Genomic DNA, 12,903 nt, shown 5'->3' on the forward strand with positions numbered 1-12,903 from the left:
GCCCGGGCAGGCGCTACCGCAGGCACCCTCCATCACTCCACCCGAGTTTCCCCGGTGTACACCAAGGTATGCCGGCACCGTCGGCACAAATAACGCCGCCCCTGGTTCACCAACCCATGCCGCTGGGCTGAGAACGGGAAGTCGCTGTCGGCACACGGGCAGCGGTAGATATAGCGGGTCACTTGTCGACGCTTGACTGCATAGGTGTGGCAGCGATCCGGCGGCAGTTCGTAAACCCCGCGCATGATCAATTGCCATTCCTCGCCATGGGGCTGGATGCGCTCGCCAAACAATTGGTGGGCAATCAGGTGCGCCACTTCATGGGCCACGGTCTGTTTAAGGAAGTGCTGGCTGTTTTCGCGGTACAACTGTGGGTTGAAGCGCAGCAGGTTCTCGTGCAAATGCGCGACACCGGCTTTCTGGCCCCGCAGCTTGAGGCTGACCTGGGGGCGTTTAAAGCTTCGTTTGAAAAAGGATTCGGCTTGCAGGAAACAATCTTCGACGCGGGTATTGAGTTGCTCGGGCATGCTGTACATATCTCCAGAGACGTCCAGTATGCCGCAAAAGCAGGTGTTTCCGAATCTGTCAGGCGCCGAATGGTCATGCATAACGCACAAAGCCACCTTGCGGTGGCCTTGCCCAGGGTTTATCAGCCTAATTGGTATAGATCGGTCCCACGCCCAGGCCCCAGACGATCACAGTAAACGCCATGATCGCCACCAGTACCACCAGGCCCACGGCCAGTACCGAGCTGGAAAACAGGAAGCCCTCGTCCGGGTCAATGCTCATAAAGGTCGGCAGCCCCACATACAGCAGGTACACCGTGTAGCAGATCGCCGCCGTGCCCACGACCATTCCCAGCCACATGTGCGGGTAGAGCGCTGCCAGCCCGCCGATAAACAGTGGGGTCGCCGTGTAAGTGGCAAACGCGACACACCGCGCCATGCTGGGGCTTGCGTCATAGGTACGGGCCATCCAGTGAATGAACGCGCCCATCACCGCCACGCCGCCAAGCATGGCCGCATACGACATCAGGGTCATCCACAGTGCGCTTTCCTGGGTCAGCATGACCGGGGAGCGGTTGCCAATGACCCAGCCGACGCGGGTGGTGCCGATAAAGGCAGAGACGGCGGGGATCGCCGCGAGAATCAAGGTGTGAGTGAGGTACATGTGGCCGATACTTTCTTCTTTATCGCCACGAATTTCCCGCCATTCCTGGTCGGGATGGGTAAACAGCCCCACGACGTGATGGATCATGCCAGTCACTCCTGTCGTAATTACCATCGCCCCCCATCGGAGCGCCCACGGGCCAAATGGCCTCAAAGGTCCTGGATAGTTGTGCGACCTCAAGTCGCAGTATAGGAAGTCATGACCGGAAAAACTGTAGGGCTTTAGAGCAAATTGCGCTGTAAACATTGGCGCTAATCGCGGTGAGGTCTGTCGGCCGCCACGCGAACGGCAGGGTGGGCTGCGGGCGCGCTCCCACCTTGGAACTTGGGCGTCCTTACCGCTAAAATACCGCGCTTTTCGTCACACACCTCTAGCGGATCCAAGCGCCATGGGCACTCTTACGGTCAACCAGAACAAACTGCAAAAACGCCTGCGTCGCCTGGCCGGTGAAGCGGTCGCCGATTTCAACATGATCGAAGAGGGCGACAAGGTCATGGTCTGCCTCTCCGGCGGCAAAGACAGCTACACCCTGCTTGACGTGCTGCTGCACCTGCAGAAGGTCGCACCGATCAAGTTCGAGATCGTCGCCGTCAACATGGACCAGAAACAACCGGGTTTCCCCGAGCATGTCCTGCCGGCCTATCTGAAAGCATTGGGCGTCGAGTATCACATCGTCGAGAAAGACACCTATTCGGTGGTCAAGGAACTGATCCCGGAAGGCAAAACCACCTGTTCGCTGTGCTCGCGCCTGCGCCGTGGCACGCTCTACACCTTTGCCGATGAAATCGGCGCGACCAAGATGGCCCTCGGTCATCACCGCGATGACATCGTCGAGACGTTTTTCCTCAATATGTTCTTCAACGGCTCGCTCAAGGCCATGCCGCCCAAGCTGCGCGCCGATGACGGGCGCAACGTGGTGATCCGCCCGCTGGCGTACTGCAACGAGAAAGACATCCAGGCCTACTCCGACTTCAAGCAATTCCCGATCATCCCGTGCAACCTGTGTGGCTCCCAGGAAAACCTGCAACGCCAGGTGGTCAAGGAAATGCTCGTGGATTGGGAACGCAAGACACCCGGGCGCACCGAAAGCATCTTCCGCAGCTTACAGAATGTGCAGCCGTCGCAATTGGCCGACCGCAACCTGTTCGACTTCACCAGCCTGAAAATTGATGAGACCGCCGCTTCGCGCTTCGTCAATGTTGTGAACCTCTAGCCCGTTTCAACGCTCTGAAAGACGGCGCTTGCGGGCGCCGTTTTCAATTCAATTGCCAGGAGAGGGCATGCGCGATTACAAGTGGCTGCACGAATATTGTCTGAACCGCTTCGGTTCGGCGGCCGAGTTGGAAGCCCATCTGCCTGTACCCAAGACCCCGGCGCAATTGCGCAAAATCAGTGATGACCGTTACCTGTCGACCCTCGCGCTGCGCGTATTCCGCGCGGGCCTGAAGCACAGTGTGGTGGATTCGAAGTGGCCTGCGTTCGAGCAGGTCTTCTTCGGCTTCGACCCGGAAAAGGTGGTGTTGATGGGCGCAGAGCACCTGGAGCGCTTGATGCAGGACACTCGTATCATCCGTCACCTGGGCAAACTCAAAAGTGTGCCGCGCAATGCGCAGATGATGCTGGACATCGAGCAGGAAAAGGGCAGTTTCGGCGCGTTTATCGCCGACTGGCCAGTGACCGATATCGTCGGTTTGTGGAAGTACCTGAGCAAGCACGGCCATCAATTGGGCGGGCTGTCGGCGCCGCGCTTCCTGCGCATGGTAGGCAAGGACACCTTTGTGCCGAGCGACGACGTGGTGGCGGCCTTGAATGCGCAGAAAATCGTCGACAAAGCGCCGACCAGCCTGCGTGATCTGGCGACGGTGCAGGGCGCGTTCAACCAGTGGCACGCCCAGAGTGGGCGGCCGATGTGCCAGTTGTCGATGATGCTGGCTTACACCGTCAACCATTGAGACCGAGGTGATGCCTTCGCGAGCAAGCCCGCTCCCACATTCGACCGCATTCCAAAGGATGTACGCGGACAAATGTGGGAGCGGGCTTGCTCGCGAAGACTGACTATCAGGCGCCGAATCTCTATCAGGCCTCAGCCAACCGCCGATTCAACTGATGCCGCCACCGCACATACAACAACGCGGTGCAAAACACCGCCAGGCTCGCGAGCATTTCCAGCACGCCGAACCACTGCCGGTTCGGGTCATACGCGGCCAGCGCGCCCTTGATGAAGTACAGGTTCACCACAAAGCACATCCACGAATGCCCGCGCGCGCTGCCGAGCAGCATCCCTGGGGCCAACAACACCAATGGCACCAGTTCGATGAGCAGGATTACCCATGGACGTGCGCCGTGCAGGTCGGCGACGAACAGGTAATACCCGCACAACAAACCCACCAACCCAAGAAACGCCAGCAGGCTCAGCACCCGTGCGACCTTGACCCGTGGTTCCAGCCACGCCCGGGGCGGCAGGACTTTAGGCTTTCTGGCCACGGCCGTTCTCCAGCAACACGGCGGTGTTGGCCAGGCGCAAGCCCAAGGCGCGGCACAGGGTGATTTCGTGTTGATCGAGCATGCGCTTGCCATCGGGCCCGGCGTGATGGCTGGCGCCATACGGCGTGCCGCCGCCCTGGGTGTCCAGCAGCGCCTGCTCGCTGTAAGGCAGGCCGGTGATCAGCATGCCGTGGTGCAACAGCGGCAACAGCATCGACATCAGTGTGGTTTCCTGGCCGCCATGCAAGCTGGCGGTGGAAGTGAATACACCCGCGGGCTTGCCGACGAGCGCGCCGGTGAGCCACAGGTTGCTGGTGCCATCCAGAAAGTATTTGAGCGGTGCGGCCATGTTGCCGAAGCGCGTCGGGCTGCCGAGGGCCAGGGCCGAGCAGTTTTTCAAATCATCCAGGCTTGCATACAGCGCGCCTTCGTCCGGGATACTCGGCGCCACGGCTTCGCATTCGGCGGAGATCGCCGGCACGGTACGTAAGCGCGCTTCCAGGCCACCTTGCTCGATACCTCGGGCAATCTGACGGGCCATTTCGCTCACCGAACCATTGCGGCTGTAATACAACACCAGCACATAGGGCGCAGTCACGGCAGGATCTCCAGCACGTTTTCCGGCGGACGGCCAATGATGGCTTTATCGCGGGTTTCCAGAATCGGGCGTTCCATCAGCTTCGGATGTTCGGCGATGGCGGCGATCAACTGGGTTTCGCTGAGGCTGGCGTCGGTCAGGTTGAGGGCTTTGTATTCCTCTTCGCCGGTGCGCAGCAGTTGGCGCGCGCTGATCCCCAGCTTGCCGAGCAAAGCCTTTAATTGCGCGGCGTTCAGCGGGGTTTCGAGGTAGCGAACCACGCTCGGATTGAGGCCGCGAGCTTCCAGCAGTTCGAGCGCTCCGCGGGATTTCGAGCAGCGCGGGTTGTGATAAAGCGTCAGATCGGTCATGTGCGGGTCGCATCTTGCGTAAGGTGGCGGGTATTCTACCTGCGCTGCGGCCCGTCCTTAAACCGTAAGAGGCGATAGGTCGCAGCCAACGTTCATTTTTGCGAAGGATTACCCCATGACTAGGCGACTGATCGGTGCATTGGCGATCATCACAACCCTGCTGCTCAGCGGCTGCGGTAACGATTACGGCGTTGACCAATACGGCAAGAAAGTGGCGGCCGAACGCTTGGACAAACAATGGGTGGTGGTCAACTACTGGGCCGAATGGTGTGGCCCGTGCCGTACGGAAATTCCCGAACTGAATGCCTTGGCCGAGCAGTTGAAAGGGCAGAACGTGGGCGTGTTCGGGGTCAATTTCGACAACGTACAGGGTGAAGAACTCAAGGCCGCCAGCGAGAAGCTGGGGATCAAGTTCACCGTGCTGGCGCAGAACCCCGAGGAGATTTTTGATATTCCGCGCAGTGAGGCGTTGCCAGTGACCTACATCATTGATGACAAGGGCAAGGTGCGTGAACAGTTGATGGGTGAGCAGACAGCGCAAGGCGTGTTGGCCAAACTTAAAGCCTTACGCGGCTAAAGCAACCACAAACCAATGTGGGAGGGGGCTTGCTTCCGATGGCAGTCTGTCAGCGACTTATTAGTGGACTGACCCACGGCTATCGGGAGCAAGCCCCCTCCCACATTTAGACCTCACCCGTATCTGGATCGGGGCTATCAGCCTTCTTCAAGCCACAGGCGAATCGGCTTGCCGTCGGCCGGCCAGAAGCGCGTCTGCTCGATCGGCGAGATGTCCCAACGCTCAACGCCTTGCAGGGCCTGGAAGAAGCGGTGTTCCTGCTCCATCAAGGCCTCGGCGCACAGTTTGCGGGTGCTGCCGATCTTGCCGAAGCTGAGCTTGTCGCCCTCGACGGTGTACGGTGCGAACCAGTGGTTGCAGCCGCCATTGCCATAGGCGCGGCCATCGGCACCGAGGGTGACGGTCAGGTTGGCGTAGTCCATCAGCGGGCGCTCGCCAATCCATTCCACGACATAGCTGTGATCCTGCTCAAGCTTCACGGCATCCCCGGCACAGCCCGTCAGGCCAACCGCGATGGCGGCGAGCATAAGCGCGCCTTTCATTGCGCGGCCTGCTGGCATTTCGGGCAGCGGTGCTTGTCGCCTTCGCTGGCCCAGCCCAATTCCTTGATGCGCGCGTTGGCGGCCGGTTGCAGCGGCTCTTTGGTCAGCTTGGTTTCCACCGCGAATTCAAACTCCAGCACGCTGTCGCAGCTGTCGCAATTGACCTTCCAGGTGTGAATCTCCAGCTCGCCGAATTTCGGCCCCTGGGCCATGGCGACCCATTGGCCCGCCGGACGGATGGAATAGCGCGCGTCACCTTCGACGGTCAGGCGCATCGACAGGGTTTTACTGCCGCGCAGGGTGACGATCAGAATGTCGCCATGCTTGATCGAACCGCCGTTGCCAGTGACTTGGTAACGGCCCGGCACCAGGGCGCGGCATTCGATCAGGGTGTGTTGCGGGCTCAGCAAGCTGAAGCGGAAATCGTGTTCGGCCATGGATCCTCCAAATAGGCGCGGCATCCTATCACGGGTGCCGGCCGATCATGAGCCTGGTATGTGACCGCTGATCAACCGTCGACCAGGTTCTGCGGCTGGCCATTGGCCCAGGCGGCAATGTTGGCCAAGGTGGTGCCGGCGATTGCCGCCAGGGCCTCACGGGTAAGAAATGCCTGGTGTGCGGTGATGATCACGTTGGGGAAGGTCAGCAGGCGCGCGAGCACATCGTCTTGCAGGGGCAGGTCGGAGCGGTCCTCAAAAAACAGTTGGGCCTCTTCTTCGTACACGTCCAGCCCCAGGTAGCCGAGTTGGCCGTCCTTGAGGGCTTCGATCAGCGCCGGGGTCTCTACCAAACCACCGCGACCGGTGTTGATCAGCATCGCGCCAGGTTGCAGCTGCGCCAAAGAGCGGGCGTTGATCAGGTGCTTGCTGTCGGCGGTCAGCGGGCAGTGCAGGCTGATGATCTGCGCTTGCGCCAGCAGTTCAGGCAGGCTGACGTAACGGGCGCCGAGGGCCTGGACCTGCGGGTTGGGGAAGGGGTCAAAGGCGAGCAACTGGCAGCCGAACCCGGCCATGATTTTCGCGAACGTGGCCCCGATCTGCCCGGTGCCGACCACGCCGACGGTCTTGCCCACCAGGTCGAAACCGGTCAGTCCATGCAGGCTGAAATCACCGTCGCGGGTGCGGTTGTAGGCGCGGTGCAGGCGGCGGTTGAGGGCCAGGATCAGCGCGACCGCGTGCTCGGCCACCGCGTGAGGCGAGTAGGCAGGAACGCGCACGATGCTCAGGCCCAGGCGCTTGGCGGCGGGCAAGTCGACATGGTTGTAACCGGCCGAGCGCAGGGCAATCAGGCGCGTGCCGCCTGCGGCCAACTGTTCCAGCACCGGAGCGCTGAGGTCATCATTGATAAACGCACAGACCACGTCGTGGTGTTCGGCCAGGGCCACGGTGTCGAGGTTGAGCCGGGCAGGTTGAAATTGCAGTTCAAGGCCGGTTGGCAGTGGCTCGCCGAGAAAACTGTCACGGTCGTAGGTCTGGCTGCTGAAAAGAATCACGCGCATGAAAAAGCTCCCTGCACTCGCGGAAAAAAATACATGACCCCGGTGGGCGCGGGCTTGCCCGCCCCCACACAGGCGCCTTAAACGCTGACGCGCGCCTCGCTGGCCAGCCGTGCAATGGCCATGTCCAGCTCGTCCAGCGCGGTGACGGCTTTGGCGTCGTCTTGCTTAAGCAAGGTTTCTGCACGTTGGCAGGCGGCGCGCAATTGCGGCACACCACAGTAGCGCGTGGCGCCATGCAAGCGGTGGACGCGCTCGATCAGGGCGTTGTTGTCTTTGGCTTCACGGGCGGCGGTAATGGCCAGGCGATCAGCTTCCAGCGAGGCCAGCAACATGGCGAGCATATCGGCCGCCAGGTCAGCTTTGTTGGCCGCCAGGCGCAGGCCTTCGTCATGGTCCAGTACCAGCAGTTGTACGCCTGGGCCAAAACTGTCAGTGGTGCGTTCCGGCCCTTGGTTGCGCAGGGCCAGGCCGGTCCATTTCAACACCACTTGGGCCAGTTGCCGCTCGCTGATGGGTTTGGTCAGGTAGTCGTCCATGCCGCTTTGCAGCAGGGCGCGTTTTTCGTTGGCCATGGCGTGGGCGGTGAGGGCGACCACCGGCAATGGCGTGCCGTGGCGCTCGCTTTCCCATTGGCGGATCGCCTCGGTGCTTTGGCGGCCGTCCATACCGGGCATTTGCACGTCCATCAGCACCAGGTCGAAGGTTTCCTGCTTCACAGCGTCGATGGCCGCGTAACCGCTTTCCACGGCCTGGACCTTGGCACCCATGTCTTCGAGCAGGGTTTGCACCAGCAGCAGGTTTGCCGGGTTGTCGTCCACGCAAAGCACACGGGGTGCGCGGCTGGACAGGGGCTCACCAGGCTCACTGCGCAACGGGCGCGGGCTGATCAGGTCGGCAAGGGCACGGCGCAGCTTGCGCGTACAGGCCGGCTTGGCCTGCAATTGGCTGTTGGGGTTGGGCACCGACTGGTTGAACAGCATCTGCTCGGTGGTCGGGCACAGCACCAGCACTTTGCAACCCAGGTGTTCAAGGTCCCAGAGATGCTGGTTGAGGCGTTCGGGCGGAATGTCATTGGCGGTGATGCCGAGCACGGCCAGGTCAATTGCCTGTTCGGTCTGATGGGCGCTGGTGATGCCGTTGGTGAGGCTTTCCAGGGTATTGAATGGCGTGACTTCCAGGCCGCAGTCTTCCAGTTGATGTTGCAGGGCCTGGCGCGCCAACTCGTGGTTTTCCAGCACGGCCACACGACGGCCGAGCAGCGGCGCGGAGGGCAGGTCTTCGGCGTCGTCGCGGGTTTTGGGCAGGTTCAGGCTGATCCAGAACTCCGAACCTTCGCCCGGCGTGCTGTCGACCCCGATTTCACCGCCCATCTGCTCGATCAGGCGCTTGGAGATCACCAGGCCCAGGCCGGTGCCGCCCGGTTGCCGCGACAGCGAGTTGTCGGCCTGGCTGAAGGCTTGGAACAGCGCGCGTACATCCTGGTTGGACAGCCCGATGCCGGTGTCTTGCACGCTGATGCGCAGTTGGACGCTGTCTTCCTGTTCGTCCTCGACCATCGCCCTGGCGACGATGGTGCCCTCGCGGGTGAACTTGATCGCATTGCTGATCAGGTTGGTGAGGATCTGTTTGAGGCGCAGCGGGTCACCCACCAGCGCCAACGGCGTGTCGCGGTACACCAGGCTGACCAGTTCCAGCTGTTTGGCATGGGCGGCGGGGGCGAGGATGGTCAATGTGTCTTGCAGCAAATCGCGCAGGTTGAACGGCACGCTGTCGAGCACCAGCTTGCCCGCTTCGATTTTCGAGAAATCGAGGATTTCGTTGATGATGCCCAACAGGTTGTCGGCAGATTTCTCGATGGTGCCCAGGTAATCCAACTGACGCGGCGACAGCTCGCTTTTTTGCAGCAGGTGGGTAAAGCCGAGGATGCCGTTGAGTGGCGTGCGGATTTCATGGCTCATGTTGGCGAGGAATTCCGACTTGATACGGCTGGCTTCCAGGGCCTCCTTGCGCGCCAGGTCCAGCTCGATGTTCTGGATCTCGATGGTCTCCAGGTTCTGGCGCACGTCTTCGGTGGCCTGGTCGATACTGTGTTGCAGTTCTTCCTGGGCATTTTGCAGGGTTTCGGCCATGCGGTTGATGCCCGAGGCCAATTGGTCCAGCTCCTGGCTGCCCAAAGGCGGCAAACGGGTTTCCAGGTTGCCGTCCTTCAGTTGTGCCACGGCCTGCTTGATCTGGCCGATCGGCGAGTTGATCGTGCGGCTGATCCGCAGCGCCAGGGCCGCGGTGAAAATCAGGCCGATGGCGATCAACAGCAGGCTGGCAAACAGGCTGCGATAGCCGCGCAGCAACATGCCATTGTGTGAAAGCTCCACTTCGACCCAGCCGAGCAGGCGGTCAGCTTCGTCGGGGATCAATTCGCCGGCAAGGTTGCGATGGCGACCGAATACCGGCAGCAGGTAGCGCGTGGCGTCATTGCCGGTGCGTTGCAGCAGGTGGGAGCTGTTGCCGACGGGCGGCTGGTTAAGCATGGTCGGGCCGGCGTGGGCCAGGGATGAACGGTCCGGCGCAAGGAACGACACGGCGCGCACGTCCGGTTGCTCCAGCGACTGGGTAGCGATGCGCTCCAGCAGGTCGGTGTTCTTGCTGCTTAACGCAGGGGCCACCAGCGGTGCCAATTGTTCAGCGATCATTTCGCCGCGTTGCAGCAATTGGGACTGCAATTCCGACAGCTGCATCCAGGTGAAATAGCCCCCTAACAGCAGGGCCATCAAGCTGGTCGGTAATAAGGTCAGCAACAGTACGCGGCCTTTTATCCCCATTTTTGTAAGCACGCCACTCTCCTGTTGCCACATTGTTTTCAATGATCCGCGCGGGCATCCGGCCCACGCCACCTGCGCAGTGTAGCCATTTGCGCGGTGCGGAATCTCGCAAATTAATGACAGACCGCAATCTGCGGGCCATTGGGCGCCAGCTGGCGATTGCCTGCGACAGTTTAATCTTGAATAATCAGTGATTGAGAATGACTTGCAGACGCTAATGAATCCCGCCGTGGTTGCTCTACCCAATATCCTGACGATCGAAGATGACCCTGTGCTGGGCGCGTACGTCCATGAACACCTGGGCCGCTGCGGCTTTGAGGTCACCTGGTGTCGCAACGGCGAACAGGGCCTGCAACTGGCGCGTGACCAGGTGTTCGACGTGGTGTTGATGGATATCCTGCTGCCCGGCATGGACGGCTTGTCGATCCTCACGCATCTGCGCCAGAGCCAGACAATCCCGGTGATCCTCATGTCTGCGTTGGGCGCCGAAGCCGATCGCGTCAGCGGCTTTCGTCTCGGTGCGGACGATTACCTGCCCAAGCCGTTCAGCATGGTCGAATTGCGCGTACGCATCGAGGCGATCCTGCGTCGCGTGGCCCTGGACCGTCGCCCGCCGCCCACTGTTTTACCGGCACGCGACGACAGTCGCCCCCTGTGCTTTGACGATGAGCTGTATGACGTCTGCTACCAGACGCTCTGGGCAGGGCTGACCCGCAGTGAATTTCGCCTGCTGGAAACCCTGCACCGCAATGCCGATGAAGTGCTCAGCAAAGCGTTCCTTTATCAGCATGTGTTGCAGCGCGGTTATGCGCCCCACGACCGTAGCCTGGACATGCACATCAGCCAGATTCGCCGCAAGCTCAAGGCCATCGGCTACAACGAGCGCGAAGTACGCACCGTGTGGGGCAAGGGCTATGTGCTGAGCGTGCATGATGAAGGGCTTTGAGCAACTGCCCGGCAAGCATTCGTTATTCTGGAAACTTGCCTGCCTGCTGATCGCCTTCTGTTTACTGATGATTTGGCTCAGTTGGTCGTGGGGCCGATACATGGAACAGCGCAGTGCCTATGTGGCCGAAGAGTCGCGGGCGATTCTGCGCGGCTATGCGGCGGGAGCGGAACTGGCATGGAGTACGCAGGGCCGCGCAGGCGTGGATGCCTGGCTACAGCTGATGGCCAAGCGCGAATCCACGTGGCTGGGGGTGATCGGGCACGACTTGCAGTCGCTGAGCAGCACGCCCTTGAGCGACAAAGAGAGCCAGCGCCTGACCTTCCTGCGTGGGCTGGAGTGGCCGGTCAGTCGGCATGTTAAAGGCCTGCCGTGGGTGAAAATCCCCTTCCCGGTGGACGCTGGGGTCGGTTCGCTGGTGATGGAGTTGCCGCAACGCTTTATGCCGGGGCGCTACCAAGTGTTCTGGCGCGTGGTCACCAATGGGGTGATTCCCGGCCTGTTTACCTTGCTGCTCTGTGTGGGCCTCTACCGGCTGCTGATCATGCCCCTCAACCAATTGCGCGAGCAGGCCAATGCGTGGCGGGCCGATCAATTGAATACGCGAATGTCCAACGAGGCCACCAGCCGCCAGGATGAATTGGGGGAGTTGGGCCGGGCCTTTGACCACATGTCCGAGCGTTTGCAGGGCACCGTGTTGTTGCAGCAACAGCTGCTGCGGGATATGTCCCACGAACTGCGCACCCCGTTAAGTCGATTGCGGGTGGCCTGTGACAGTGAGCAGGATCTGGCGCAATTGCGTGAGCGATTGAGTCGGGAAATCGACGCCATGCAGCGCCTGGTAGAAGACAGTCTGCAACTGGCGTGGCTGGATAGCGAAACAGCGCCGCTGCCCAACGAAGATATTCAGCTCCAGGCGTTGTGGGACATGCTGCGGGAAAACGCCTGTTATGAAAGCCACTGGCCGGCGTCGCGTTTGCCCTGCCGGTTGCCGGCGGATTGCTGGGTGCGGGGCAACCTGAATGCGCTGGCCCAGGCCCTGGAAAACATTCTGCGCAATGCCATCAGGCATTCTCCCGCCCACGGGGTGGTAACGCTGGACGGCTGTCGCGAAGGTGATGAGTGGCATATCTGGCTGGAAGACCAGGGCGGCGGCATTGCCGAGCAGGACTTGGAACGTATTTTCGCGCCGTTTACCCGATTGGAGGGCTCACGGCCCGGTAATGGCGGTTTCGGCCTGGGCTTGAGCATCGCCCGCAACGCTGTACAGCGCCAGGGCGGGCGTTTGTGGGCGGAAAATAGCGGGCAAGGCTTGCGCGTGCATCTGCGACTGCGGGCCGGTTAGCTTCCAGCGCGACGCTGCTTGCGCTTCTTCCACTGGTGCGCGACCCACCAACGCCAGTACCCCATCGTCAGGCAGTACGCCAGCGCGGCCAGCACCAGGCCGCACACCACGGAACCCAGCAGGAACGGTTGCCACAGGGTGCTCAACTGGCTGCTGATCCATTCCCAGGTCAAGTCATCGGGCAAGCTGCGTGGCGGCGTGTTCATCAGCCACGCCCCGGTCAGGTACGTACAGAAGAACACCACCGGCATGGTGATCGGGTTGGTCAGCCACACCAGGCTGACAGCAATCGGCATATTGCCGCGCACCGCGATCGCCAGGATCGCGGCCAATAACATCTGCAGCGGAATCGGGATAAACGCCGCGAACAGGCCCACCGCCATAGCGCGCGCGACGGAGTGCCGGTTCAGGTGCCAGAGGTTCGGGTCATGCAGCAACGTGCCGAGAAATCGTAAGGACTTGTGTTCCCGGATACTCGTGGGATCGGGCATGTACCGTTTAAAGAGGCGCCGGGGCATAAGGGGTCCAGGTCAGTGCGAGGGGCAAGTATGCCCGCATTCTATAAACAGAAAAT

General features: G+C 61.1%; 15 protein-coding genes. 5 read left to right on the forward strand and 10 right to left on the reverse strand.

What is annotated here, in order from left to right:
- Positions 1-32: 32 nt before the first annotated feature.
- Both JFT85_RS27545 and JFT85_RS27550 read right to left on the reverse strand, forming a co-directional pair.
- Positions 33-527, reverse strand: a complete 495-nt coding sequence (locus JFT85_RS27545) for a SprT family zinc-dependent metalloprotease (protein ID WP_053257992.1) — start codon at positions 525-527, stop codon at positions 33-35.
- A gap of 127 nt (positions 528-654) precedes the next feature.
- Positions 655-1,257: a Yip1 family protein gene (locus JFT85_RS27550; RefSeq protein ID WP_053256813.1), complete on the reverse strand. Its 603-nt coding sequence runs from the start codon at positions 1,255-1,257 to the stop codon at positions 655-657.
- A gap of 301 nt (positions 1,258-1,558) precedes the next feature.
- On the opposite strand from JFT85_RS27550, the gene ttcA reads away from it, so the two are divergent.
- Positions 1,559-2,383, forward strand: coding sequence for a tRNA 2-thiocytidine(32) synthetase TtcA (gene ttcA, locus JFT85_RS27555; RefSeq protein WP_053256812.1), 825 nt, complete (start codon positions 1,559-1,561; stop codon positions 2,381-2,383).
- A 67-nt stretch (positions 2,384-2,450) separates the two neighbouring features.
- Positions 2,451-3,122, forward strand: coding sequence for a DNA-3-methyladenine glycosylase I (locus tag JFT85_RS27560; protein ID WP_201230765.1), 672 nt, complete (start codon positions 2,451-2,453; stop codon positions 3,120-3,122).
- Positions 3,123-3,246: 124 nt separating this feature from the next.
- Here the strand turns inward: JFT85_RS27560 and JFT85_RS27565 are convergent, their stop codons facing one another.
- Genes JFT85_RS27565 through arsC form a run of 3 tightly spaced genes read right to left on the reverse strand, consistent with a single transcriptional unit; the run spans position 3,247 to position 4,602 of the window.
- Positions 3,247-3,654 carry a DUF2069 domain-containing protein gene (locus JFT85_RS27565; protein ID WP_053256810.1) on the reverse strand — a complete coding sequence of 136 codons (408 nt, stop codon included), beginning with the start codon at positions 3,652-3,654 and terminating at the stop codon, positions 3,247-3,249.
- On the reverse strand, positions 3,638-4,252 hold the full coding sequence (gene wrbA / locus JFT85_RS27570) for an NAD(P)H:quinone oxidoreductase (protein ID WP_053256809.1): 615 nt from the start codon (positions 4,250-4,252) through the stop codon (positions 3,638-3,640). Before wrbA ends, JFT85_RS27565 begins: the two co-directional genes overlap by 17 nt.
- On the reverse strand, positions 4,249-4,602 hold the full coding sequence (gene arsC, locus JFT85_RS27575; RefSeq protein ID WP_201230766.1) for an arsenate reductase (glutaredoxin): 354 nt from the start codon (positions 4,600-4,602) through the stop codon (positions 4,249-4,251). The genes wrbA and arsC overlap by 4 nt, the downstream gene beginning before the upstream one ends.
- A gap of 115 nt (positions 4,603-4,717) precedes the next feature.
- On the opposite strand from arsC, the gene JFT85_RS27580 reads away from it, so the two are divergent.
- On the forward strand, positions 4,718-5,179 hold the full coding sequence (locus JFT85_RS27580; RefSeq protein ID WP_053256807.1) for a TlpA disulfide reductase family protein: 462 nt from the start codon (positions 4,718-4,720) through the stop codon (positions 5,177-5,179).
- 137 nt (positions 5,180-5,316) lie between these two features.
- Here the strand turns inward: JFT85_RS27580 and JFT85_RS27585 are convergent, their stop codons facing one another.
- The 4 genes from JFT85_RS27585 to JFT85_RS27600 all read right to left on the reverse strand — a co-directional run bounded on the left by JFT85_RS27585 (position 5,317) and on the right by JFT85_RS27600 (position 10,050).
- Complete coding sequence (locus JFT85_RS27585) at positions 5,317-5,721, reverse strand: META domain-containing protein (RefSeq protein ID WP_201230767.1); 405 nt, start codon at positions 5,719-5,721, stop codon at positions 5,317-5,319.
- Complete coding sequence (locus JFT85_RS27590; RefSeq protein ID WP_053256805.1) at positions 5,718-6,158, reverse strand: hypothetical protein; 441 nt, start codon at positions 6,156-6,158, stop codon at positions 5,718-5,720. Before JFT85_RS27590 ends, JFT85_RS27585 begins: the two co-directional genes overlap by 4 nt.
- A 71-nt stretch (positions 6,159-6,229) precedes the next feature.
- Entirely contained in the window at positions 6,230-7,219 is a 990-nt protein-coding gene (locus JFT85_RS27595; protein WP_053256804.1) for a 2-hydroxyacid dehydrogenase, read from the reverse strand.
- Between the two features lie 77 nt (positions 7,220-7,296).
- The gene (locus JFT85_RS27600) at positions 7,297-10,050 is read right to left on the reverse strand and encodes a response regulator (protein WP_069552753.1); all 2,754 of its coding nucleotides are present in this window, start codon (positions 10,048-10,050) and stop codon (positions 7,297-7,299) included.
- A gap of 205 nt (positions 10,051-10,255) precedes the next feature.
- Between JFT85_RS27600 and JFT85_RS27605 the strand changes: the two genes are divergently transcribed.
- Together JFT85_RS27605 and JFT85_RS27610 are read left to right on the forward strand one after the other, a co-directional pair.
- The gene (locus JFT85_RS27605) at positions 10,256-10,984 is read left to right on the forward strand and encodes a response regulator transcription factor (RefSeq protein WP_069552727.1); all 729 of its coding nucleotides are present in this window, start codon (positions 10,256-10,258) and stop codon (positions 10,982-10,984) included.
- Positions 10,971-12,329: a sensor histidine kinase gene (locus tag JFT85_RS27610; RefSeq protein ID WP_053256802.1), complete on the forward strand. Its 1,359-nt coding sequence runs from the start codon at positions 10,971-10,973 to the stop codon at positions 12,327-12,329. The genes JFT85_RS27605 and JFT85_RS27610 overlap by 14 nt, the downstream gene beginning before the upstream one ends.
- Here JFT85_RS27610 and JFT85_RS27615 read toward each other — a convergent pair.
- The gene (locus tag JFT85_RS27615) at positions 12,326-12,847 is read right to left on the reverse strand and encodes a DUF2062 domain-containing protein (protein ID WP_069552728.1); all 522 of its coding nucleotides are present in this window, start codon (positions 12,845-12,847) and stop codon (positions 12,326-12,328) included. The genes JFT85_RS27610 and JFT85_RS27615 overlap by 4 nt on opposite strands.
- Positions 12,848-12,903 lie beyond the last annotated feature (56 nt).

The sequence above is a fragment of the Pseudomonas sp. TH04 genome, from assembly GCF_016651355.1.
GTDB lineage: Bacteria > Pseudomonadota > Gammaproteobacteria > Pseudomonadales > Pseudomonadaceae > Aquipseudomonas > Aquipseudomonas fluorescens.